Raw genomic sequence first — 22,474 nt, forward strand, 5'->3', positions numbered from 1 at the left:
GTTTTCGGGACTTTTTCGTTGCCAGAGGCAGTGCGTCGTCGCCGGCCGGGAGTCGGGTCGGAGTGCTCAGTCGCTCGAGTGACGGAGATAGCCATACAGGGCAGCGCGGTAGCCGCGGGTGTAGCTCGGTTCCTCGTCCTCGGGTTCCGGGGGAGTCGCCATCGTCGAGTCCGCGAGATGTCGTGCCCACGCCCGCGGGAAGGCGCAGAGTCGGGCGTTGGCGTCGTCGAATCCTTGCTGAAACAGGTCCGGGTCGAGGTGGCCGTCGAGTTCGGGGTCGACGATCGGGAACGACGTGGGCAGCCGGGTGACGACGCCACCGGGCGTCACGATGTCCAGCCCATGTGGTCCTGGCGTGGTGGTTGTCAACGGACCGAGCGCCTTTCGGCTAGCGAGCGGTAAAGTGTCGCGCGGCTGACTCCCAGGGCGGAGGCGATTGTCGGCACGCGCTGGCCATCGGCGCGCATCTGTTGGGCGACGGCGACCTGATCGTCGTCGAGTGCCCGCGGCCGGCCGACGGACGACACGCTGTTCGGCCCGCTCCCGGCGGTCGCCTTTCGCCGTGCCTGTCCGAGTTCTTCCTCGAGTTCGGCCAGGGAAGCGAGAACCCCGACGATCATTGCACCGGTGGGGTCGTCGGAGTCGATGCCCTCGCGTAGTGACCGCAGTCCGATCTGCCGAGTGGCGAGGTCGCGAGCGGTCGCCAGGACCTCCGGGGTGGTGCGGCCGAGTCGATCCAGTCCGACGACTACGGCGGTGTCGCCGGGACGTGCGTAATCCAGCAGGGCAGTCAATCCGGGGCGTGGTTGCGTGGAGACCGAGACGAACCCGTCGCTGTAGATCCGGCCGGGTTCGATCCCGTCGGCGGTCAGGGCGTCGATCTGGTCTTCGAGCGTCTGGCTTCCGGCGCCCGCGCGGGCGTAGCCGAGAGTCATGCCCACGTATCTGCTCGCGGTGGCCGGCTGCATGGCGAATACCGTATCTCATAATGTCGCAAAACGGCGTTGCGCCACGACGTGATTGTGAGAGTTCTGTGTTCGACCACCATGACCAGTGCAGGATAAGTGGAATATATGTGTTTCGAGTTATGCGACGACGGTGATTTGAGACATGGGTGATATGAGATTTCGGTGCGGTGAGTCCAGCGCGCGGTAGGGTCGGAGGCGCGTCGAACGGTAAGCGCGTGATTCGGACGGAGGTGCGTCCATGAGCGAGGAGCAGGCGACCGAGGGGCATGCGGCGAGCGATCCGTTGTCGGATTTCGTCGATGAGATCTTGCGACGACACTTCGGCCCGGAGTACAAGTCTGCCGCGAGCATGGATCATCAGGACGTCGAGCGGTTGCTGACCGACGACACCCGGCGACGAGTGGAGGAGGCCCGCAACGCCGCGATGGAGTGGGGGCGGACCGAGATCGTCGGCGAGGTCGCGATCGCGTCGGATCGCCTCGTGATCACCTCACACGGACTGGTGTACGCCGCGGGCATGAGCGCTCCGGGGGTGCAGACGCCCCGGTACTACCTCGCCACGCCGATCGAGCTCTTCGAGTCCATCGTCGGGCGCGTCGATGCGGCGTCGCTGGAGCAGAGGTCGGTGGCGGCGGTCGACGACCGGTTCGGTCACGAACTCACCTATCCCTGGCCGCTGGACACCGGGCTGCGGCACCTACTCGATGCGCATCAGGCGCTGCACCTGGATCTGTCCCACCCGACCGCCCGTCGATGGCGAGAAGGGTAGCCGGGTCCCCGGTGACCGACGCGACCTCACGACGCCGTTGGTCGCGATGCCGGCGACGGTGGTTGCCGCGGCCGGCAAGGTCGACGGAGTGGGACCGGAGGGCGCGAAGGTCGACAGCATCACCCGGATCGTGACGCCGGGCGGGCTGATGATCGAAGCCGAGTTGTCTGACACGCGTTCGACATTCGTTCGGCCGATCGACGGGAGTCCCGCATCGAGCCCGGTATCCGTCGGCTACCACGACCGCGCCGTTCGCATTCGAGCACTGGTCCCGCGGTCAGTCGCGGTGGGCGACCAGCCCCCTGTCCGGAACCTCTCCGTGCAGTCGGCGGGCGATCTCGTCGAGCATCTGATCGACGTCGGCGTCATTGCTGCCCGGATAGTCGGCGACGAATGTCCTCAGCTGCTCGCGCTGTGCTTCGAGTAGTCGATCGGCCTCGGCGGAGCCTTCCGGGGTGATGCTGACCAGATCGCGGTCGATGGTGACCATGCCACGGCGTGCCAGTGAGCGAGCCGTCTCCTCGACGCTCGAGAACGGTGTCTCCGACACCGAGGCCATCGCGTACATGTCGCGGGACGTCTCCTCGGCGACCCGACTTACCATCCAGGCCTCGCCGCGGGACAGCGAACTGTCGGCGGTTTCCACCACGAGTTCCCAGATGTGCAGGCGATCCTCGCGGGCGAGGGTGCGCCAGACCTGCAATCGCAGTTCTTCCAGCGATGTCCGTTCGGTGGGTATCCCGAACGACTCGCCGGGATCGGGCGTGCGGGTGACCTTGCGCAACTCGACTTCGGGGAGCAGCCATGCCAGTGCGAAGGCGATGATGCCGACCGGGATCGCGACCAGGAACACGACCTGGAACGCATCGGTGAATCCGCCGAGGAACCAGGACTGGACGTCCGGCGGGCACGACGGCAGGCTCAGCGACGACGCCTCGAGGACCTCGGCCGAACAGGGGCCTCTCGCGCCCGGCGGTGGGCCACTGGTCAGGTGCGAGTCCAATTGACTGTTGAAGACGGCGCCGAAGACCGCCACACCGACCGACGCGCCGATGGTGCGGAAGAAGGTGGCGCCGCTGGTACCGGTCCCCAGATCCCGGTATTCCACCGCGTTCTGCACCGCGAGTACCAGAACCTGCATGACCAGACCGAGACCGACACCAAGGACGAACAGATAGACGCTGGTCATCACGTCTGAGGTGGTCTCGTCCATCGTCGACAGCAGATACAGCCCGACGGTGAAGACGGCGGTGCCGATGATCGGATAGATCTTGTATCTGCCGTTGCGGCTGATGAGTTGACCGCTGGCGATCGAGGTCAGCAAGAGACCGATCATCATCGGGACCATCCGAAGGCCGGACGAGGTGGCCGACGCGCCCTGCACCGTCTGTAGGAACAGCGGGAGGAAGGTGATCGCACCGAACATGGCGAACCCGACGACGAAGCCGATCGAGGACGCGATGGCGAAGACACGGTTCGTGAGCAGCCGAACGGGCAGAACAGGTTCGGGCGCGCGCTTCTCGACGACGACGAAGGCGATGATCGCGAGGATCGCGAGGATGACCAGACCGATGATCTTGGGGGATCCCCAGCCCCACAGTGAACCGAAGCTCGTGGCGAGCACGATGCACGTCGCGATCAGCGCCAGCAGGAAGATCCCGAGGTAGTCGATCTTGGGTTTGGCGTTGGCCACCGTGGACGGCAGTACCAAGATCACCGCGATCAAGGCGACGATGCCGATGGGCAGGTTGATGTAGAACACCCAGCGCCAGCTGAGGTTGTCGACGAAGAAGCCGCCGAGCAGTGGTCCGGCGACGCTGGCGACGCCGAAGACCGCGCCGAAGAAACCCTGATAACGGCCGCGTTCACGCGGTGGGACGACGTCGCCGATGATCGCCTGCGCCAACACCATCAGGCCGCCGGCCCCGACACCCTGGAGTGCTCGGTAACCGATCAGTTCGCCCATCGACATCGCGGTGCCACAGAGCGCCGAGCCGACGAGGAAGATCACCACGCAGCCGATGAAAAGATACTTGCGGCCGTAGAGGTCGCCGAGCTTTCCCCAGAGCGGCGTGGTGGCCGTGGTCGCCAACATGTATGCGGTGACGACCCAGGTCAGATGTTCGGCACCACCGAGATCGTTGACGATCGTCGGGAGCGCTGTCGCCACGATCGTCTGATCGAGTGCTGCCAACAACATCGCCAGCATCAGTCCGCCGAAGATCGACCAGATCTTGCGTTGATCGAGCTCGCCGGCAGGAGCCTCGCCGGGCCCGGTGGTCGCCGCAGGTCCATTCGTCATCGGCAGTCCTCGCGTCGTCGGCAGGTTGACCGTCCCAGTGTCGCAAGAACACACGGTGGATGTGGGATTTCTGGCCGTCGCCGAGCCTCGTGGTGAAGAGTGTCGGTCGGGGACCGTCGACTCGGAGCAGGTTTGCGATCGGATCGGGAGCCGGGTTCACTGCAGGGGTGATCATGACCCGACTTCGGGGAGTCGTGGCCGCGAGCGTGCTCGCCGCCCTGCTCGGCTCCGCTTTCGCCCCCGCCTCCGCCGCCCCCGCCTCCGCCGCTCCATCGAATCCATTGACACCCAACCGGACCGCACCGGACGGGCGATGTGTCGTCGAGAAAGACGATCCCCAGGCAACAGTCGATGCACTGCAACATCGGTGCACGAGTCGGCAGATCCTCGATCTGTTCGCCTCGGCGAAGGTCGGCGATGTGCCGACCGGGCGGAAGGCGATCGCGCTCCTGCCCGCTTTCCAGGCCGGCGGACGGCTCCTGCCGTATGGCGTCGCCCGCACCATGACCACTGCGCAGAGCACGCTCGGTGACTCCCTGACCTTCACGACCGGACCCGGTGGCAAGCCGTGGGTGTACAAGAACTACATCTGGGGACGCGACGCCGGCGGCCCGCTCACCTCGGGTCTCTCACGGCTGGACCGCAAACCGGTCTGGACCGCGGACTTCTCCCGGGATTTCGCGGGTGTCCCGATCAGCATCCACGAGTACCGACAGCTCACCCCGGGCGTGTGGATCGGGCGTGACATCGGCGGAGGTTCGTCGACGTCGTCTCGGCCGACCGGCGGGGCCATCGCCGTCAGCTGACCCGACGGTCGATCAGCCGAACGTGCGACCGAGGTGTTTGGTCATCGACGTACAGTCACTCACCGGACCGCGATAGCCGAGGTATCCGTCGGGGCGGACGATGAACACGGTGTCGCCGTCGGGCCGGTAGGCCGCGGCGAACCGCCCGTCGACGTCCCGGATGAGAGGCAGTTCCGTACTGGCCACCTGGGCCTCGGGGGAAGCCACCAGGTACACATCGAGGTGCCCGCGGGTCGCGCCGGTGGCGTCGGCGGCCAATGTCTCGAACACCGCTACGTCGGCGGGACCGGCGGTGTCTCCCGCGTAGAGGATCGCGGTGTGGTCCAGTCGGCCGAGGAGCGAGTAGAGGCGGATCGGGAAGTTGACCACCTCGCGCGCGAGCCCGGCCGCATCCGGCGCGCGTTCGCCGGGTTGCGGCCCGGTGGCATCGGCCACCGCGACCGCGACGATCGGGCTGTCCGCATAGCTCAGGAGCAACTGCGCCTCACGACGCATGACGTAGCCGGGATCCGAAGAATCGGTGCCGATGCCCTCACGCGCGCTGCGGACCGTCCGGCCCACCACTTCCTCGCCGATCGGCCGGCGTTCTGCGTCATAGCTGTCCAGGAGCCCGTCGGCCGCGACACCATCGATCGCCAGTGCGAGCTTCCAGGCGAGGTTGTGGGCGTCCTGGATTCCGGTGTTCATCCCCTGGGCACCGGTGGGCGGGTGGATGTGCGCGGCATCGCCGGCGACGAACGCCCTTCCCCGGGAGTAGGCATCGACGATCCGGTGGCTGATCCGGAAGACCGAGGACCATCGGAGGTCGGATACCGTCGCAGGTTCGGGCGAGAGGCGGTCGACGACGGCCTGGATGTGCGACAACTCCGGTGTACGAGTGCCCTCGAACCCGTGCGCCACACCGTCTGCCGACGACGAGGGGCCGGTCGACAATTCATCGGGGACCAGCATCGACAGGCGATACCGTCCGCGGCCCGGGAGGGGGATACAGACGAGCAGATCGTCGGTGACGCCATCGGTCTGGTGCATGGACCGGACGCTGTACCCGCGCGGCTGCGACCAGTCCACCACCACGTCTCCCAGCATGTACTGCTCGTCGAACGCCGCCCCATCGAAGGTGAGACCGAGGGTCTTGCGCACGATGCTGTGCGCCCCGTCGGCTCCGATGAGGTAGGAGGCCCGCGTGGTCTCGTCGCCGCCGGGTCCGGTCAGCGTCGCCGTGACCCCGTCGGGGTCCTGCTCGAAGCCGGTGAGGCGGAGCCCACGTTCGATCCGCGTGTCGAGTGCGGTCAGCCGCGCTCGGAGGACTCGCTCGGTCTCGTACTGCGGGATCGAGTGGAACCGGAACGGCACGTCGGCAGGCAGCGTGAGGTCGACCCGCATCACCTCGGTGCCGTTGACGAAGACGATCTGTCCGCGCATCTCGACGCCGGCGTCGAGGATCTCCCGGAGAACGCCGATGCCCTCGAACACCTCGAGCGTGCGGGCCTGCACCCCCACGGCCTTCGCGTACTGCGGTGGTTCCAGCAGTGGGTCGACGATGCGAACCCGTATCCCACGTCTACGCAACTCGATCGCGGCCGTCAGGCCGATCGGTCCCGCGCCTGCGATGAGAACGTCGGCGTCGTCCATCTGTCCTGACCTCCGGGGGATCGAAGCGGCAGACCGATTATCGCCCCGCGGCACCTGTCCGCGGGCGGTTTGTCCCATCTGGGGTCGACTCGGCTCACACCCCGTGGAGCCTGCGGGTTGTTGTCCGAAGACTTCGGTAGGGTCCTGCGAGTGAATTCGAGCTCAGCTGTGAAGTCCGTGAACACACGCCTCGCCGAGGAATTGTCGGTCGGGGAGGGGCAGGTCGCCGCCGCGGTGCGGCTGCTCGACGACGGCTCGACCGTCCCGTTCATCGCCCGCTATCGCAAGGAGGTCACCGGGAGTCTCGACGACGCCCAGCTGCGGACGCTCGACGAGCGCCTGCGGTACCTGCGCGAACTCGACGAGCGACGCGACGCCGTTCTCGCGTCCATCGACGAGCAGGGCAAGCTCACCGACGAACTCCGATCCGCGCTGTTGGCCGCCGAGACCAAGGCTCGGGTTGAGGACATCTACCTCCCGTACAAGCCGAAACGACGGACAAAGGCACAGATCGCGCGCGAAGCGGGCCTCGAGCCCCTCGCCGATCGGCTGCTGGCGGATCCGTCCAACGTCCCCGACGAGGCGGCGGCGGCGTTCGTGGGCGAGGGGGTCGCCGACGCGACCGCTGCGCTCGACGGCGCCCGACAGATCCTGGTCGAGCGCGCATCCGAAGACGCCGAGCTGGTGGGTGCGATCCGTGAGCGGTTCTGGGCCGACGGCTCCATGCACACCGCCGCGCGGTCCGAGGCCGCCTCGACCTCGCCCGCGGCCCAGAAGTTCCGGGACTACTTCGATTTCGCCGAGCCGCTGGAGTCGATGCCGTCGCACCGGGTGCTCGCGGTACTCCGTGGCGAGAAGGAGGATGCGCTGACGCTGACCCTCGACGGCGGTGAGGACGACGGCTACCAGGCTATGGTCGCGGCGACCCTGGGTATCGACGGGTCGAATCCGGGACCGGCGACGCCGTGGCTGGTGGGTACCGCGCGGTGGGCGTGGCGCACCAAGCTGATGGTGTCCGCGTCCATCGAGGCGAGGGTCCGGCTGCGCCAGCGTGCCGAGGCCGACGCCGTGACGGTGTTCGCCACCAATCTGAAGGATCTTCTGCTGGCCGCGCCCGCGGGTACCCGGCCGACGCTCGGCTTGGATCCGGGCTTCCGTACCGGGGTCAAGGTGGCGGTGGTCGACGGTACCGGGAAGGTTCTCGACACCTGTGCCATCTATCCCCATCAGCCGCAGAAGCAGTGGGATCAGTCCAAGGCCACCCTCGCCGCACTCGTCGCGCGGCACGGGGTGGAGCTGGTGGCGATCGGCAACGGCACGGCCTCGCGTGAAACCGATGCGCTGGCAACCGAACTGATAGACGACATCCGGAAGGCGGGCGCGCAGGCGCCGGCCAAGGCGATCGTCAGCGAGGCCGGTGCGTCGGTGTACTCCGCGTCGGAGTACGCGTCGCACGAGCTGCCTCAGCTCGACGTGTCGCTGCGCGGCGCGGTGTCCATCGCGCGTCGCCTGCAGGACCCGCTCGCGGAGTTGGTGAAGATCGACCCCAAGTCGATCGGTGTCGGTCAGTATCAGCACGACGTCACCCCGGGCACCCTTGCCCGCAGTCTCGACGCCGTCGTGGAAGACGCCGTGAACGCCGTGGGTGTCGACCTGAACACGGCCTCGGTGCCCCTGCTGTCCCGCGTGTCGGGTGTCACCCCGACACTGGCCACGGCGATCGTCGCCCACCGCGACAGCATCGGGCCGTTCCGCAGCCGAGCCGGATTGCTCGACGTATCGCGCTTGGGCCCGAAGGCATTCGAACAATGTGCGGGCTTCCTACGGATCCGGGGCGGCGACGATCCGCTGGACTCGTCGGGGGTGCACCCCGAGTCGTACCCGGTGGTCCGGCGCATCCTGGATCGGTCCGGCCTGGCGATTGCCGAACTCATCGGTGACGAACGCGCACTACGCGGTCTACGGCCGGCCGATTTCGCCGACGAGCGCTTCGGTCTCCCGACCGTGACGGACATCCTCGCCGAACTCGAGAAGCCGGGGCGTGATCCGCGTCCCGCGTTTGCCACCGCGACGTTCGCCGCGGGCGTGGAGAAGGTCGCACACCTCGAACCGGGGATGGTGCTGGAAGGTGTGGTCACCAACGTCGCGGCGTTCGGCGCCTTTGTCGACGTCGGTGTCCATCAGGATGGTCTGGTTCATGTCTCCGCGATGTCGGATCGGTTCGTGTCGGATCCGCACGAGGTGGTCCGCTCCGGGCAGGTGGTGCGGGTCAAGGTCATCGAGGTCGACGTGGATCGCCAACGTATCGGTCTGAGTCTGCGGCTCGACGACGAGGCCCGCGGGAGCGGACGTGCTCAGCAGGCAAAGTCGGGCGGAGGTGATCGGAATCCCGACCGCGCAGGACAGCCCGGCGGTCCGCGCGGGAACCGGGCACAGAAGAACGGCCGTCGCGACAACTCCGGTCGAGGACAGCGTGAGCGGCCGAGCGGGTCGATGGCCCAGGCGCTGCGCGAAGCCGGATTCGGTCGCTAGCCGAACACCTGCTTCAGGGACGCACGCCGGGCACTCGACTGAGGTTTGTCTTCAGGAGCATCACGTTGTAGTCGCTCCAGCGCGATGCGTTGAAGTACAGGTCTGGGGAATTACCCTGTAGCGCAGGGGAGTCGGGCAGCATCATCGGGCCGTACAGCACCACGGCGCCCGTGGGGACGAGGGTGCGCGGTGCGCTCCACGGGCCCTCGGGATGGTCGGCGGTACGGAGACGGATGTCGTTCTGGCCGTCGAGCATCACGTACTTCTTCAGGTACGGGCTCCAGGCCACCGACAATTCCGTCACGGGGGCGGGTACGACGATCGCCGATCCGTCGTCGGGGATCTGGGCGATGTCGTCGACCCACTTGCGGGTCGCGCCGGCCCAGTACTGGTATCGATCGACGGCGAGGATGTCCTCGGGTTTGAACCTGGCGAGGAAGGCGGCGCCGAATCTGCCGTTGGGCGTGCCGAACTGGTAGACGTACCCGTTCTCGTCGACCGAATCCGGCCGGCCGCGGACGTACGCGCCCTGCTGGAACTTGCCGTTGTTGTACTCGACCGGGGCGAGATTTCCGGGCAGCGCGAGCGAGACCGGCGCATTGACCAGGATCGTGCTCTGATCGGTCGTCCAGGTCTGTCCGTTGTCATCCGAGTAGGCGACCGCGGAGAAGTTGGTGACCCAGTTTCCGGCGGTTCCCCAGGAGCGGACCGACATGTAGTTGATGTACTGGCGGAACCCACCGGCATGCGGCAGTGCGATCGCGGCGGTCGGGATGGTGGTCACCTCGACATTGCTGATCCCGAGCGCCGGGATGAGCTGCTGCGCGAAGTTCGGCTGCCCGGGCGCGATGACCGACCCCGAGGACGCATCCCCGGCCACCCCGTTCGGGACGCGGATCCCGTCGGTGAGCTGATTGTCGTCGGTGCGAAGGAGCACGTTGTGGCGCCACTGCTGACCGGAGACATTGCAGTTCCCGAACGTGTCGCCGAACGCCATCAGTGTCTGTCCACGTCCGTTGTCCCAGCTGATACCGAGGTCGGTGCCGCTGATCCCGAAACGACTGAACGTGCGGTTACTGCTGAGCGGTCCGGTCACCCAGCCGATCGTGCGGCTGCTGGATCCGATGAACGGGATCAGGGGGCCTTGTGGGCCGATGTTCGGAATATTCGAACTGCCCGACGACCCGCTCGATCCACTCGACCCGAGGGAACCGCTGGACCCGAGGGAACCACTCGAGCCCAGCGAACCGTTGCCGAGAAGACTCGACCCGAACCCACCGTTGCCGCAAGGAGCCGCGTCGGCGGCGCCGGCGCCATGGGTCATCGCCAGTATCGATGCCGAGGCGGCCAGGGCACCGACGAGCACAATCCGAACACTCTGCGTGAGGCGTCGCCGCACGTCTACCTCCAGGAGCGATGGATGTCACCAATGTGACTGATGAGGTAATTGTGACGCACGTGACTCAGGATCACGCCACGAGCCGGTCACGATCGGATATCGTCTCGCAGCGGCGGTCGGGATCAGACGAGACCGGTCACGGCTGCGCGGAGGGCGACGAGATCTCGCTCGACGGCCATGCAGTCGGCCGTGAACTCGTCCTCGGTCAGGTCGCGCTGCCGGACGGTGAAGACCACCTCGGAGCCGTCCGGATGACCGGTGACCCGCAACGGGTTGGCGACCACCGTGCCATCGGGGAGGGTCACGTCGTGATCGAGGATCCCGTACTGATTCGGCGGGGCGAACCGCACAATGACCTCGCCCATCGGCGATGCGGCGACCAGCGCATCGCCCTCGCGACGGACGCCTGCGGCCAGGCCCGCCGCCCACGTGGGGAGATTCGCCGGATCGGCCGCGAACGCGTAGACCTCCGCTGCCGGCGCCGGTATGACGACGGACATGTGCCGGCTCTGCATCTCGCTCATGGGCGAGAGCGTAACGCCGGATTAGTGTGTGATTCATGCCCATCCTGAACAAGGACATGACGGTGTGCATCTCACTCGCCGGCCGCCCGTCGAACATCGGCACGCGATTTCACAACCACCTCTACGACGAACTCGGGCTCAACTACATCTACAAGGCGTTCACCACGGACGACATCGAGGGGGCCTTGCGGGGTGTCCGTGCTCTCGGCATTCGCGGCTGTTCGGTGTCGATGCCCTTCAAGGAGGCCGTCATCCCGCTGGTCGATGTGCTGGAGGAATCCGCGTCGGCGATCGAATCGGTCAACACCATCGTCAACGACGACGGCACGCTCACCGCCTCGAACACCGACTACGAAGCGGTCGCGACGCTCATCGCCGAACACGGCCTCGACCCGGGCGCGACGGTGGCCGTCCGCGGGTCCGGTGGCATGGCCAAGGCTGTGGTGGCGGCGTTTCGAGGAGCCGGATTCGACGATGTCACGGTGATCGCTCGCAATGGGCGCGCCGGCGCGGCGCTGGCCGAGAAGTACGGCTATGTCCACACGGCGGACGAACCCTCGTCGGGAACCACTGTGCTGGTGAATGTGACACCGCTGGGAATGCACGGAGCGGACGGGGAAGCCCTGTCGTTCGGCCGCGAGCAGATCGCGGCCGCCGACGTGGTGTTCGACGTCGTCGCCTTCCCGGCAGACACCCCTCTGATCCGCACGGCCCGCGGAGAGGGCAAGCGAGTCATCACTGGAGCGGAGGTGATCGCTCTCCAGGCCGCGCGACAGTTCGAGCGCTACACGGGGGTCACGATCACCCGGGAACAGGTCGTGCGAGCGTCGGAGTTCTCCCGGGCAGAGTGAGGCGGGATGATGCTCGTCACGTGTCGAGTACCGCTGCGACGCGGGCCTCGAGGCCCGCGATCCCGGTGATATCGATGCCAAAGGTGTCGACTAGCAGGTCGAGCACGTCGTGGGTGGTCGCGAGCGCGCGCTTCTCACCCGAGCCGTCGGGACGATGGATCGCGAGGTTGCGACCGCGAAGATTCCATCGCGCGTCGTCGACGATCATGCACGCGGTCAACCCGGTGCGGAAGTGCGAGCCCGGGTGGGTGGACGCGAACCAGCTGCCGACCACGCTGTCGATCTCGGGCCGTGGGCGCGGATCGAACAAGTACAGCGGCCGCCAGTGGCCGCCGACCATCGATTCCATCGTGCGGAACCGGTCGTCGGGTCCGGCGCTGATCCGGAACGGCTCGAGATCGGTGTCCTGACGTTCATCCAACGTGAACCGCAAAGGAGCGGTGGGTGTCTGGCCCCCGAAGCCGACGTCCACGAGGTACCGCTGCGGGTCGTCGGGGGTCTCGACGACGAGGAGTTGATGCGTCTCGGCGGGCAGCGGACCCGGCTCCTTCATCCATACGACACGCCCCGCCAGCGGATCGACCCGATAGCCGAGTGCGTCGAGAACGTGCCGGAGCAGGCCGTTGTGCTCATAACAGAACCCGCCTCGGCGCCGGCGGACGAGCTTGTCCTGAAGGCTCTCGGCGTCGAGCCGATCGACTGCGGTCCCGGTCAGCGGATCGAGGTTCTCGAACGGGATTCGACGAATGTGTGCTGCCACCAGACCCGACAACGTCGGAAGTGAGGCAGTCCGGTCACCGGAATACCCGATGCGCCGAAGATAGGCATCGACATCGACCGCGACGGAAATGCTCATGGCGCCATCGTCGCATCACGCGCTCGTGACGAGTTGCCGACATCGCCGGGCGACGTGGGGTCTGGTCGTCTGGCACACTTGTGAGTGCCGACGTGATGCATTGCTTTTAGCTGGTCGTGACTCTCGTAGCGCGCCCCTTCACGGACCGACCCTCCGTGGCGCCAAGGCTCCGAGCAGAAAGCAACGAGGCGCATCGTGTCGGACTCGAACGGTTCCACCCTTGCCCGCAACCGGTTTGTCAGTTCGTACTCGGACCTGGTGGCCGAGGTTCGTGACACCGGACTCCTCGAACGTCGGCGCACCTATTACGTGATCCGGATCGCCGCCACGATCGCCGCATTCGTCGCGGTCTGGGCGGGCGTTGTCATGATCGGGGATTCGTGGTGGCAGCTCGCGCTCGCAGCGGCGCTGGCCGTGATCAGCACGCAGTTCGGCTTCCTCGGTCACGACGGAGCGCATCGCCAGATGTTCGCATCGGCGGCGGCCAACGAGTGGACCGCCCGGATCGTCGCAGGTGCGTTCGCCGGGTTGTCGCTGCACTGGTGGCGGGGCAAGCACAATCGACATCACAAGGCGCCCAATCAGATCGGCGTCGATCCCGACATCGCATCCGGGGCGATCGCGTTCGTGCCGGCGGACGCGGAGAACCGCACCGGCATCTCCGGCTGGTTTACCCGGCACCAGGGATGGCTCTTCTTCCCGCTGGTGACACTGGAGGGTGTCGCGCTGCACATCTCCAGTATTCAAGGGCTGATCGGCCGGGCGCCCGTGGCACATCGCGCGCTGGAACTCGCCTTGATCGTGGGCCGGCTGTTGTTCGGGATGGTCTTGCCGCTGGTGCTGATGCCGTTGCCGATCGCCGCCGCGTTCATCGTCGTCCATCTGGCCCTGTTCGGCCTGCTGCTCGGCGGCTCCTTCGCACCCAACCACAAGGGGATGCCGTTGGTGCCCAAGGATATGCGGGTGGATTTCCTGCGCCGCCAGGTCCTGATGTCGCGCAACATCCGGGGTGGCCGATTCACCGATTTCATGATGGGCGGACTCAACTACCAGATCGAGCACCACCTGTTCCCGAGTATGCCGCGGCCGAACCTGGCCAAGGTGCAGCCGCTGGTCCGCGCCCACTGCGCGCGCCACGGGGTGACCTACACGGAGACGTCACTCGTGGGTTCCTACGCGATCGTGATCCGCTATCTGAACCAGGCCGGTCTCGGTGAGCGTGACCCGTTCAAATGTCCGCTCGTCCAGACGTACCGCTGATCTCCGCGATCGGCGGTCCTCAGTCGAACAGTCGCCGGAACAGGTTGGTCTCCGCCAGGTCGACGAGTTCATCGCCGCGACCGGACATCACGGTGCGCAAAGCATAGAGGGTGAACCCCTTGGCCTGCGCGGCGGTCACCGTCGGCGGGATCGAGAGTTCCTGCCGGGCGGTCACGACGTCCAGCAGAGCCGGCCCGTCGTGCTCGAGGAATGCTCGGACGGCACCGCTCAGATCATCCGGCTGTTCGACCCGGCGCCCGAAGATGCCCACCGCGGAGGCGAGTTCGGCGAAGTCCGGATTGTCAAGCTGTGTCCCGTAGTTCACGAAACCGGCGGCCTTCATCTCCACCTCGACAAAGTTCAGTGACGAGTTGTTGAACACCACGATCTTCACGGGCAGCTTGTTCTGCGTGATCGTGAGCAGCTCACCGAGCAACATCGTGAGTCCGCCGTCGCCGGCCAGCGCGATGATCTGTCGACCCGGGTACGCCGACTGCGCGCCGACCGCCTGCGACACCGCATTGGCCATGCTGCCGTGCGAGAACGAGCCGATGAGCCGGCGTCGCCCGTTCATCCTCAGGTATCGCGCGGCCCACACCACCGGTGACCCGACGTCGGGGATGAAGACCGCGTCGTCGCTCGCCAGGTCACTGATCAGCCGGGCCAAGTACTGCGGATGGATCGGCTGCCGGTTGCGGTCGTTGTCGGCGAGTTCGTCGAGGCTCTCGCGAGCCTTCACGTAGTGCCGGCGCGCCGATCGGAGGTGCTCGGAACTACGGTTACGGTCGATCAAGGGCGCCAGCCGTGGGACGGTGTCGGCGACGCTGCCCACAAGTCCGAGGTCGACCGGGGTGCGTCGACCGATCTGCTCGCCCCGGATGTCGACCTGGATGATGGTGGCCTTGGACGGATAGAACTGCTGGTAGGGGAAATCGGTCCCCAACATCAGCAGGGCGTCACATTTCTCGATGGCCCGATAGCCGGAGGAGAAGCCCAGCAGTCCGGTCATCCCGACGTCGTACGGATTGTCGTACTCGATGAACTCCTTACCGCGCAGTGCGTGGACGACCGGCGCCTGCAACGCTCCCGCCAGCTCGACCACCTCGTCGTGCGCACCGGCGACACCCGCTCCGGCGAGGATGGTCACGGCTTGCGCCTTGTTGAGAATGTCTGCGGCAGCGGCCAACCCGTCGTCGGTGGGGGCGACGACGCGGTCGACTCGGCGGATCGGTGCTCCCGCACGGCGATTCGCGCCTTTTGTCAAGAAGATCTCGCCGGGGATCACCAGCACGGCGACATCGCTGGTCTCGACGGCCGTGCGTATCGCGATGTCGAGCAGGCGCGGCAATTGCTCGGGAGTGCTGACCATCTCGCAGAATGCGCTGCACTCGACGAACAGCCGCTCCGGATGGGTCTCCTGGAAATATGTGCTGCCGATTTCGGGTGCCGGGATGTGTGCCGCGATGGCCAGTACCGGCACCCGACTGCGATGCGCGTCGAACAACCCGTTGATGAGATGTAGATTGCCCGGCCCGCAACTGCCCGCACAGACCGCCAGATCGCCGGTCAGGGCCGCATCCGCGGCTGCCGCGAAGGCCGCGCCCTCCTCGTGACGCGCGTGCTGCCAGGAAATGGTGCCGTCACGGCGCAGGGCGTCGGTGAACCCGTTGAGCGAATCGCCCGGAATGCCGTATACGCGGCTGACCCCGGAGTTCTTCAGCGACTCGATGATGTTGTCCGCCAAGGTTGTCGCCATGGTGTGTCCTTTCGGCAGGGAGCTCGACGACGATTAGGTCGTCCTCTCCCTCACCCCCGTCACGGCCCCCTCGGTCCCGATGCTACCCGAGCAAATCGGGGGCGCCGGTCACATGACGTGACTATCCTGGGTGGTCAGTGATAGGTGTCGGCTCGACGATGCCGGATCGAGGTGATGGCAGGTGGGCACATTCAGGGTGACGGGCAAGATCCGCGTCACCGGACGGGTCCGCGTCTCCGGTCTCGACCGGCTGAAGCGACGCCTCGCCACGAAGGGCCCGGGCACCTCCCCGGTGCGCGACCCGAGATCCGCGACTTAGCGGGTCCCCTCCGTCGACAGCGCAGATGGGCCCAGTATTTCGGCGCCGAGAGCTTGCACCCGCCGGCGGAGCTCACGATCGGCGGTCACCACGATCCGTCGCCGATCCGGATGATCGGCGACGAATTCGACGATGCGGTCGTCGCCGGAGCCGGCCGCCGAGATCGTGGTCACCGTGGCCGACGACGCCACCTGTCGCGCCTGCCCTTCCACGATCATCACCACCTCGACCGGGCCGTCGACGTCGGTCATCCCGGCGGCCCCGAGCCCCGACAGCCGGTCCCGGAGCCGTTCGGTCGCTCCGCGCCGGTCCCGCCACCAGCCGTCGGGGACCGATCCGACCACGTTGGCCGCATCGACGATGATCACCGGGATCCGAGGGGTTGCCGAGGTCATGACTCCATCAAGCCACAGTGCACGCCGTCAGACGAGGGTGACACCGTGGCAGAACCGATTCTCCGGGTCGAGCGCTGCCTTGATCGCGGCCAGCCGGCGCCGATTCGCGTCGCTGAACGCGCTCGCCGAACGCTCCGACTTCTCGTCGCCCTCCAGGAAATTCAGGTAGGCCGCACCGGTCACGAACGGAGACAGCGAGTCCCGGGTCAGGCGTAACGCGGATTCGACGGCCAGTGCGAGCTGCGGGTCGGGCACGATCGAGGCGACCTCCAGCAGGAAGGTGCCGTCCCGTCCTCGGTCGTTCGGCGAGGACGCGGCCCCACGTGACACGGCGCCACCGGCGTGGCGGATCTCGGCGAACAGGATCAGCGGCATCGCCCCGGGACTCGGGAGCACCCGGGACGCGATGATGTCGACGGCCTCGCCGGTCAGTTCGTCCATCCACTCGGTCGTCACCATCGCGGGTACCGGATCGGTCGGGTCCATGCTGATCGCGTCTGCAGCAGCGAACGGCATCTCGCCCCACATGTCCACCTCGGGTGTCTTCCAGTTCCGCCATTCGTCGATCACCGCCCTACCGATCTCCAGGTCGCCTGCCCAGCAACCGCGGATCATTGTGAAACTCTTGCCGCGGAAGGGTTCCGGCACGATGTCGAGCGGCGGGAAGTTCATCAGGGTCACCGCCGAGGTCAGATCCTCGGACTGATCGGGTGCCCACGCGGAGAATCTCCGCATGATCTCCGAGGCATCCTCGGCGGGGTAGAAAAGATTGCCGGCGTAGACCGTCGTGACCGGGAACAGGTCGATCACCACATCGGTGACCACGCCGATACTGCCGGCGCCACCTCCCTTGAGTGCCCAGAAGATGTCGGGATGACTGGTGGCGCTGACCCGCAGGGGATTGCCGTCGGGGGTCACCAGGTCGAACGATCGCACGGCATCCGAGGCCAAACCGTATTTGCGTCCGAGCCAGCCGAATCCGCCTCCGAGGGTGTAGCCGACCACCCCGACGTCGGTGGTCGACCCGAGAAGCGGGGCGAGGCCGTGACACTGTGCCTGCTCGAGCACGGGGGCCCATTTCGCCCCGGCACCGGCCGTGGCGGTCCGCGCGATGGGATCAATGCTCACATCGGTCATCTCCGAGGTGTTGATCAGCAGTGCACCATCGGCCGACGGTCCGGGGCCGTGACCCGTCGCCTGGATCGCGACCCGCAGTCCCTCCGCGGCAGCGAAGCGCACCGCTTCGGCGACGTCGAAGCGGTTGGCCGGCACGGCGATCACCGCGGGTCGGTGATCCGACAGGAGGTTGAACCCGCTGCGGGCCGCATCGTAGCCGGGATCATCGGGGCCGTGCACGGCGCCGGAGATGCGGTCGGCCAGGTCGGCGAGCACCGAGGTGCGGGCGCGAACGGTCAGGCCGGAATCGTCGGTCGGGTGCGGGGAGGTGGTCTGGATCGTCATGGATGGTTCCTCACTGTGTGCCGGCGTCGCCGGCGCGGTCGGGGTCCGGCGTACCGGATGTGAAGAACTCTCGTCCCCGGCGCTTGAAGGTCACTTGGAACCGGCTTGGATACCGGCAGAGAGGCAGTGACGCGCTGGTCAGGCTGTTTCAGTACAGCTCAGCGACGGGTCGAGGTGTAGCCGTGGTCGGTGGCGAAGGCGTCGATCCGGGTGATCAGGGCGGTCGCCTCCTGAGTCGTGGCGACTCGGCGTGCCTCACGGAGCATGTCCTGGACCGTGGTGGCCGGGTGATCGGCGGCGTGCTGATACTCGGCGCATACCAGAAGCCGATGCGCGTCCGGATAGCGCTGCCCCGTGGTCCGGGCGAAGTTCTCGGCCTGTTCGAGCAGAACCGGGACACCGTCCAGCCGGCCTGCCGCGACCAGTGCCTCCGCGTGCAGGGCGAACCAGAGCCCGAGTCCCGTACGCTGCCCGCGCGCAGTCGGCGCCAGCCGTTCGATGCGATCGAGCGCGTCGCCGGGATCGTCGCCGAGGGCGCGCGACCACCAATACAGTCGCTCGCCACCGTGCCGCAGGTACTCGAGCGCGCTGTGGGTCGGCGCGGAGAGCAGTCGCTCACCGGCGTCGCGCGCCCAGTCGACGTCACCGGCGAGAGCAGCGGCCGTCACCGCGAAGATCGCGGTCCCGAGATAAGTCGTCGGTTCGTCGGGAACGGTGTCGATCTCCTCGAACACGAGGCGTCCGGTGCGCGCGTCGATGTGCAGCGTCGTGGAGAGTGCGCGGAAGCCGCGGGCGATCATCATCTGGTCGCTCTGCAGACCGTCGACATGTGTGTCGATCGGTGCGTATGCCTCGAGTATCCGAAACGATTCACCGATGTTCCCGCGGTCGAAGAGATCGATGCCCGCGGCCTGCATACCGAGGTGCCGGACGATCTGATCATCGGACCTCCTGGCCCGGGTGTGCAGGTCGTCGGCGACTCGGCGCGCCTTACGGGTGTCGGCGAGCTGCGCGTGGGCGGCGAAGCGCGCGTAGTCGAGATGGGTGAGGAGCGCGGCGTTTCCGGCCGCCTCACCGAGCTCCCGTGCCCGGGCGAGCAGTTCGGCATCCGCGGCGAAGTAGCCGTTGCGGGCGACGTCGGTGGCGAGCAGGGTGGTGATGGCGTCGAGTTCCAGATCGTGCTCACCGGCCACCCGGGCGAGTTCCGCAGCGTCGGAAAGCTGCTGCTCGGCAGTGTCGAAACTGAAGCTGCGCAGTGCAATTCGAGCGGAAACGAGCAGGGCTCGAGCAGTTCGGACACGATCGGCGAGTGGCCCGGCCGCCCACAGATGGCCGGCGAGACGGGCCGCCTGACCACCGGTGTCGAGTTGGTCGGCGACCGACAGATGGAGCCGGTATGCCCGGGTGGTCGGGATGTCATCGGCGATCGTCTCGCGGATCAGATCATGGTCGAAGATCACGACGAACGGATCGGCCGGGTCGACGTCGACCACACCGGCGACGACCGCTGGGTCGAGCGCCTCCAGCGTCACGTCCACGGTCCGGTCGGCGGCTGCGGCGAGAAGCGCGATGTCCACTCGCCGACCGATCACGGCGGCCACTTCCAGGAGGTCGGTGGTGGACGCGGGCAACGTCCGCAGACGCTCTCGGACGACATCTCGAACCCCGGCAGGGACGGCACCGTCGCCGATGGTCCCGCGATCGGCGAGGATACGCGAGAGCTCCCGAACGAAGAAGGCGTTGCCACCGCTCCGTGTCGCGATCGAGACCACCGTGCCCGCCGCCGGCCATTCCCGGGTCTCTCGGCGCACCATCTCCGAGATGTCGTCGGTGGAGAGCGGTCCGACCTCGATCCTGCGGTGTTCAGGGAGCCGGGCGAGCGTGGCGAGGGCGTTGGTGACCGCGGCGCGCCGGGGTACGGAACGCACCGACGCGAAGAAGGTCACACCGGGCGCACGCCGGGCAGCCATGTGGCCGAAGAGCTCGAGCGATGCGCTGTCAGCCCACTGGAGGTCGTCGAGGACGATGATCAACAGGTGTGATCGCGCGACCCCCTCGAGCAGGTCGGCGGCCTCATCGTAGAAGCGGAACCTGGCTGTTGCGTCAGGCATCTCGCGTGGTGGGGGTATCACGGTCGCACCCTGGGTGACCATTCGGCCGAGGTCACTGTCGAGCAGTTCCGCGCGCTGCCCGTCGTCGAGTTCGGGTAGTACGGCACCGAGGACCTGGACCCAGGGCCACATCGACGGTGCCGCGCCGTCCTCGATGCAACGTCCCCAGAGCACGGTGAGGTCGGCGGCCGCGGCCGCCCGCCGGGCGGCGGCGTCGAGCAGCGCGGTCTTGCCCGCGCCCGGCTCGCCTTCCACCACGACGATTCCGCCCGGCCCGTGCAGTGACCCGAGGACCGCACGATGGAGTACCGCCAGTTCGTCGATCCGTCCGATCAGGGGTTCGGGAAGGGGAGTGTCGCGCTGCTGGGCCGGAGCGGCACTCTGCTCCGGGGCCGGCGGGGCGGCGGACGTGGGCAGCGTGATGGGTGGGTCCAGTGACGGGGCGTGATCGAGGATGTCGCGTTCGAGAGCTCGCAGTCGGGGGCCGGGGTCCACACCGACCTCATCGGCGAGGATGCGGCGTGCATCGGCGAGCGCCGCCAGGGCCTCGGATTGACGGCCGAGCCGGTAGTGCGCAGTGGCCAGCAGCACCCACAAACCCTCATCGAGGGGTGAGCGCAGGACCGCCTGCTCGAGTTCGGTGACGAGTGACCGATTCTCACCGAGCGAGAGCCGGACGTCGTAGGAGAATTTCTGTGCCTCGCCGATCGTGCGGTCGAGATGGACGGCCGCGTCATCGCGAAAGGGGAATCCCTCGAACTCCGGCAGCAGCGGACGGTACTGGGCGAGCGCCGTCCGCAGGACTTCCGCCGCCGCCGCGGATTCGGCCCCGCGATGGAGGGCGTGTGCTCGGGCGATCCGGCCGACGAGTTGTCGGATGTCGACGTCATCGGTCTCGGCAACCAGGGCGTATCCCGGGCCGCGGGTCACCAGCACCATCGACGGGGTACGCGGTTTCCGGTTCGGCTCGAGAGCCTTGCGCAACCCGGAGATGTACGCCTGCACAGAGACTTCCGCACGGTCCGGAGCCGCCGAGCCCCAGATGCCGTCGATGAGACGATCCGTGCTGACCGGGTCGCCGTCGGCGAGAACCAGCTGCGCCAGCACCGCCCGCTGCTTGCGCGTGCCGAGTTCGACGGTCTCGGAATCGATCTGCGCGCCGAGGCCGCCCAGTACCGAATACGTGAGCCGGGCCATCAGCGAGAGTGTAAACCGGATCACGGCATGCCGCCCCGGATCGAGAGGGTGCGGGCTAGCCTGGTGACGTGGCCGTCTCCCTGGAAATGATCACCGTCGACACGACCGATCCGGTTCCGCTGGCGAACTGGTGGTCCGAGCAGATCGGCGGTTCGATCCACGCCGAGAACGAGGGCTACTTCGTCGTGGTCTCCATGGGCGTCGGCAAGCCGCTGCTGGGGTTCCAGAAGGTCGATGACCCCACGCCGGGCAAGAATCGGCTCCACCTCGACATGTCCACCGACGACCTCCGAGCCGAGGTGGATCGATTGGTCGCCTCCGGCGCAACGAAGATCGCCGATCACGCGATGCCCGGCCTCGAGTGGGTGACCCTCGCCGACCCGGACGGCAACCAGTTCTGCGTGTCCGGTGCACGTGCCGCGCCCGAATCCTGATTTGAGAGGCAACGGTCCACACGGGTTTCACCCGGGAGGAGTTGCTCGCCTGTCGTGGGGTGATGGTTCCCGATCTGATCGGCGAGGAATGTCGGATGCTGTTCGTCGGCATCAACCCGGGACTGTGGACGGCGGCGGTGGGGGCACACTTCGCCCGGCCGGGTAACCGGTTCTATCCGGCGCTCTACCGCGCGGGCATCGTCGATCGGCTGATCGATGCGTCGGCCGGTATGTCCGATGACGACCGGGACCTGCTGTGCAGCAGAGGTATCGGGATCACCAACGTGGTGGATCGGGCGACCGCGACGGCCGCGGAGTTGTCCATCGACGAACTGCGAGCCGGTGGACTGCGCCTGCGCGCCACCGTGCGCAGAGTGGCGCCGCCCGTCGTGGCGGTCGCGGGGATCACCGCGTATCGGTCGGCATTCGGTCTGCGTCGTGCGGTCGCCGGGCGCCAGGCGGAGACGTGGGATGGTGCGGCCGTGTGGGTGGTGCCCAACCCCAGCGGGTTGAACGCCCACGAGACCGTCGAATCGCTGGCGAAGGCCTACGCGCGTGCCGCCCGGGAAGCCGGCGTGCTCAACTGACGGCGGTACTCAGACATCGGTGGATGCGATGACGCGCCGGCGGACCGACAACAACTCCACCTCGGGTCGGCCCGCGGCGCAGCGTTCGACCTCATCGAGGACGTCCATCACATGTGTGCGGTCCGGCGCCACCACCGCCACGCCGATCACCGCGCGACGGTGGGCGTCGAGATGTCCCACCTCCGCTGTCGAGACCGAGAACCGCCTGCGGATCTCGGCGACGATCGGGCGCACGATGGACCGCTTGTGCTTCAGCGAGTGCACATCACCGAGGAGGTAATCGAACTCCGCAAAACCGATCCACATTGTCGGACC

The 22,474-nt window shown here is 67.2% G+C and carries 20 protein-coding genes; 8 read left to right on the forward strand and 12 right to left on the reverse strand.

Features of this window, described 5'->3' with window-relative positions; translation table 11 throughout:
• Positions 1 to 66: 66 nt before the first annotated feature.
• Both ACPXCG_RS20655 and ACPXCG_RS20660 read right to left on the reverse strand, forming a co-directional pair.
• A complete protein-coding gene (locus ACPXCG_RS20655; protein ID WP_425794050.1) occupies positions 67 to 369 on the reverse strand; it encodes a hypothetical protein in 303 nt (100 codons plus the stop codon).
• Positions 366 to 935: a recombinase family protein gene (locus ACPXCG_RS20660; protein ID WP_425794265.1), complete on the reverse strand. Its 570-nt coding sequence runs from the start codon at positions 933 to 935 to the stop codon at positions 366 to 368. Before ACPXCG_RS20660 ends, ACPXCG_RS20655 begins: the two co-directional genes overlap by 4 nt.
• Before the next feature lie 271 nt (positions 936 to 1,206).
• On the opposite strand from ACPXCG_RS20660, the gene ACPXCG_RS20665 reads away from it, so the two are divergent.
• A complete protein-coding gene (locus ACPXCG_RS20665; protein ID WP_425794052.1) occupies positions 1,207 to 1,737 on the forward strand; it encodes a glucose-6-phosphate dehydrogenase in 531 nt (176 codons plus the stop codon).
• Between the two features lie 277 nt (positions 1,738 to 2,014).
• Here ACPXCG_RS20665 and ACPXCG_RS20670 read toward each other — a convergent pair whose 3' ends face one another.
• Positions 2,015 to 4,039 carry a DHA2 family efflux MFS transporter permease subunit gene (locus ACPXCG_RS20670; protein ID WP_425794053.1) on the reverse strand — a complete coding sequence of 675 codons (2,025 nt, stop codon included), beginning with the start codon at positions 4,037 to 4,039 and terminating at the stop codon, positions 2,015 to 2,017.
• Positions 4,040 to 4,212: 173 nt separating this feature from the next.
• On the opposite strand from ACPXCG_RS20670, the gene ACPXCG_RS20675 reads away from it, so the two are divergent.
• The gene (locus ACPXCG_RS20675) at positions 4,213 to 4,845 is read left to right on the forward strand and encodes a hypothetical protein (RefSeq protein ID WP_425794054.1); all 633 of its coding nucleotides are present in this window, start codon (positions 4,213 to 4,215) and stop codon (positions 4,843 to 4,845) included.
• A gap of 12 nt (positions 4,846 to 4,857) precedes the next feature.
• Here ACPXCG_RS20675 and ACPXCG_RS20680 read toward each other — a convergent pair whose 3' ends face one another.
• Positions 4,858 to 6,477, reverse strand: a complete 1,620-nt coding sequence (locus tag ACPXCG_RS20680) for an FAD-dependent monooxygenase (RefSeq protein ID WP_425794055.1) — start codon at positions 6,475 to 6,477, stop codon at positions 4,858 to 4,860.
• A gap of 168 nt (positions 6,478 to 6,645) precedes the next feature.
• Here ACPXCG_RS20680 and ACPXCG_RS20685 point away from each other — a divergent pair, with 168 nt between their 5' ends.
• A complete protein-coding gene (locus ACPXCG_RS20685) occupies positions 6,646 to 9,009 on the forward strand; it encodes a Tex family protein (protein WP_425794267.1) in 2,364 nt (787 codons plus the stop codon).
• Between the two features lie 13 nt (positions 9,010 to 9,022).
• Here ACPXCG_RS20685 and ACPXCG_RS20690 read toward each other — a convergent pair whose 3' ends face one another.
• Entirely contained in the window at positions 9,023 to 10,408 is a 1,386-nt protein-coding gene (locus ACPXCG_RS20690) for a DUF4185 domain-containing protein (RefSeq protein WP_425794056.1), read from the reverse strand.
• Positions 10,409 to 10,530: 122 nt separating this feature from the next.
• The gene (locus tag ACPXCG_RS20695) at positions 10,531 to 10,932 is read right to left on the reverse strand and encodes an SRPBCC family protein (RefSeq protein ID WP_425794057.1); all 402 of its coding nucleotides are present in this window, start codon (positions 10,930 to 10,932) and stop codon (positions 10,531 to 10,533) included.
• A 35-nt stretch (positions 10,933 to 10,967) separates the two neighbouring features.
• Here ACPXCG_RS20695 and ACPXCG_RS20700 point away from each other — a divergent pair, with 35 nt between their 5' ends.
• Positions 10,968 to 11,783, forward strand: a complete 816-nt coding sequence (locus ACPXCG_RS20700) for a shikimate 5-dehydrogenase (protein ID WP_425794059.1) — start codon at positions 10,968 to 10,970, stop codon at positions 11,781 to 11,783.
• Between the two features lie 16 nt (positions 11,784 to 11,799).
• Here ACPXCG_RS20700 and ACPXCG_RS20705 read toward each other — a convergent pair whose 3' ends face one another.
• Positions 11,800 to 12,639, reverse strand: coding sequence for an arylamine N-acetyltransferase family protein (locus ACPXCG_RS20705; protein ID WP_425794060.1), 840 nt, complete (start codon positions 12,637 to 12,639; stop codon positions 11,800 to 11,802).
• Positions 12,640 to 12,834: 195 nt separating this feature from the next.
• Between ACPXCG_RS20705 and ACPXCG_RS20710 the strand changes: the two genes are divergently transcribed.
• A complete protein-coding gene (locus ACPXCG_RS20710; protein ID WP_425794061.1) occupies positions 12,835 to 13,899 on the forward strand; it encodes a fatty acid desaturase family protein in 1,065 nt (354 codons plus the stop codon).
• A gap of 19 nt (positions 13,900 to 13,918) precedes the next feature.
• Here ACPXCG_RS20710 and poxB read toward each other — a convergent pair whose 3' ends face one another.
• The gene (poxB, locus tag ACPXCG_RS20715) at positions 13,919 to 15,655 is read right to left on the reverse strand and encodes a ubiquinone-dependent pyruvate dehydrogenase (protein WP_425794062.1); all 1,737 of its coding nucleotides are present in this window, start codon (positions 15,653 to 15,655) and stop codon (positions 13,919 to 13,921) included.
• Between the two features lie 181 nt (positions 15,656 to 15,836).
• Between poxB and ACPXCG_RS20720 the strand changes: the two genes are divergently transcribed.
• Complete coding sequence (locus tag ACPXCG_RS20720; protein ID WP_425794063.1) at positions 15,837 to 15,974, forward strand: hypothetical protein; 138 nt, start codon at positions 15,837 to 15,839, stop codon at positions 15,972 to 15,974.
• On the opposite strand, the gene ACPXCG_RS20725 is transcribed toward ACPXCG_RS20720, so the two are convergent.
• From ACPXCG_RS20725 to ACPXCG_RS20735, 3 genes are all read right to left on the reverse strand, one after another.
• Positions 15,971 to 16,369 carry a hypothetical protein gene (locus tag ACPXCG_RS20725; RefSeq protein ID WP_425794064.1) on the reverse strand — a complete coding sequence of 133 codons (399 nt, stop codon included), beginning with the start codon at positions 16,367 to 16,369 and terminating at the stop codon, positions 15,971 to 15,973. The genes ACPXCG_RS20720 and ACPXCG_RS20725 overlap by 4 nt on opposite strands.
• Positions 16,370 to 16,396: 27 nt before the next feature.
• The gene (locus ACPXCG_RS20730; RefSeq protein WP_425794065.1) at positions 16,397 to 17,830 is read right to left on the reverse strand and encodes an FAD-binding protein; all 1,434 of its coding nucleotides are present in this window, start codon (positions 17,828 to 17,830) and stop codon (positions 16,397 to 16,399) included.
• A 158-nt stretch (positions 17,831 to 17,988) separates the two neighbouring features.
• Positions 17,989 to 21,138, reverse strand: a complete 3,150-nt coding sequence (locus tag ACPXCG_RS20735; protein WP_425794066.1) for a BTAD domain-containing putative transcriptional regulator — start codon at positions 21,136 to 21,138, stop codon at positions 17,989 to 17,991.
• A 68-nt stretch (positions 21,139 to 21,206) separates the two neighbouring features.
• Here ACPXCG_RS20735 and ACPXCG_RS20740 point away from each other — a divergent pair, with 68 nt between their 5' ends.
• Together ACPXCG_RS20740 and ACPXCG_RS20745 are read left to right on the forward strand one after the other, a co-directional pair.
• The gene (locus tag ACPXCG_RS20740) at positions 21,207 to 21,572 is read left to right on the forward strand and encodes a VOC family protein (RefSeq protein WP_425794067.1); all 366 of its coding nucleotides are present in this window, start codon (positions 21,207 to 21,209) and stop codon (positions 21,570 to 21,572) included.
• Positions 21,573 to 21,634: 62 nt separating this feature from the next.
• Positions 21,635 to 22,159, forward strand: a complete 525-nt coding sequence (locus tag ACPXCG_RS20745) for a mismatch-specific DNA-glycosylase (protein WP_425794068.1) — start codon at positions 21,635 to 21,637, stop codon at positions 22,157 to 22,159.
• 9 nt (positions 22,160 to 22,168) lie between these two features.
• Here the strand turns inward: ACPXCG_RS20745 and ACPXCG_RS20750 are convergent, their stop codons facing one another.
• On the reverse strand, positions 22,169 to 22,465 hold the full coding sequence (locus tag ACPXCG_RS20750) for a DUF503 domain-containing protein (RefSeq protein WP_425794069.1): 297 nt from the start codon (positions 22,463 to 22,465) through the stop codon (positions 22,169 to 22,171).
• Between the last annotated feature and the right edge of the window lie 9 nt (positions 22,466 to 22,474).

This window comes from Gordonia sp. DT218, assembly GCF_049847105.1.
Classification (GTDB): Bacteria; Actinomycetota; Actinomycetes; order Mycobacteriales; family Mycobacteriaceae; genus Gordonia.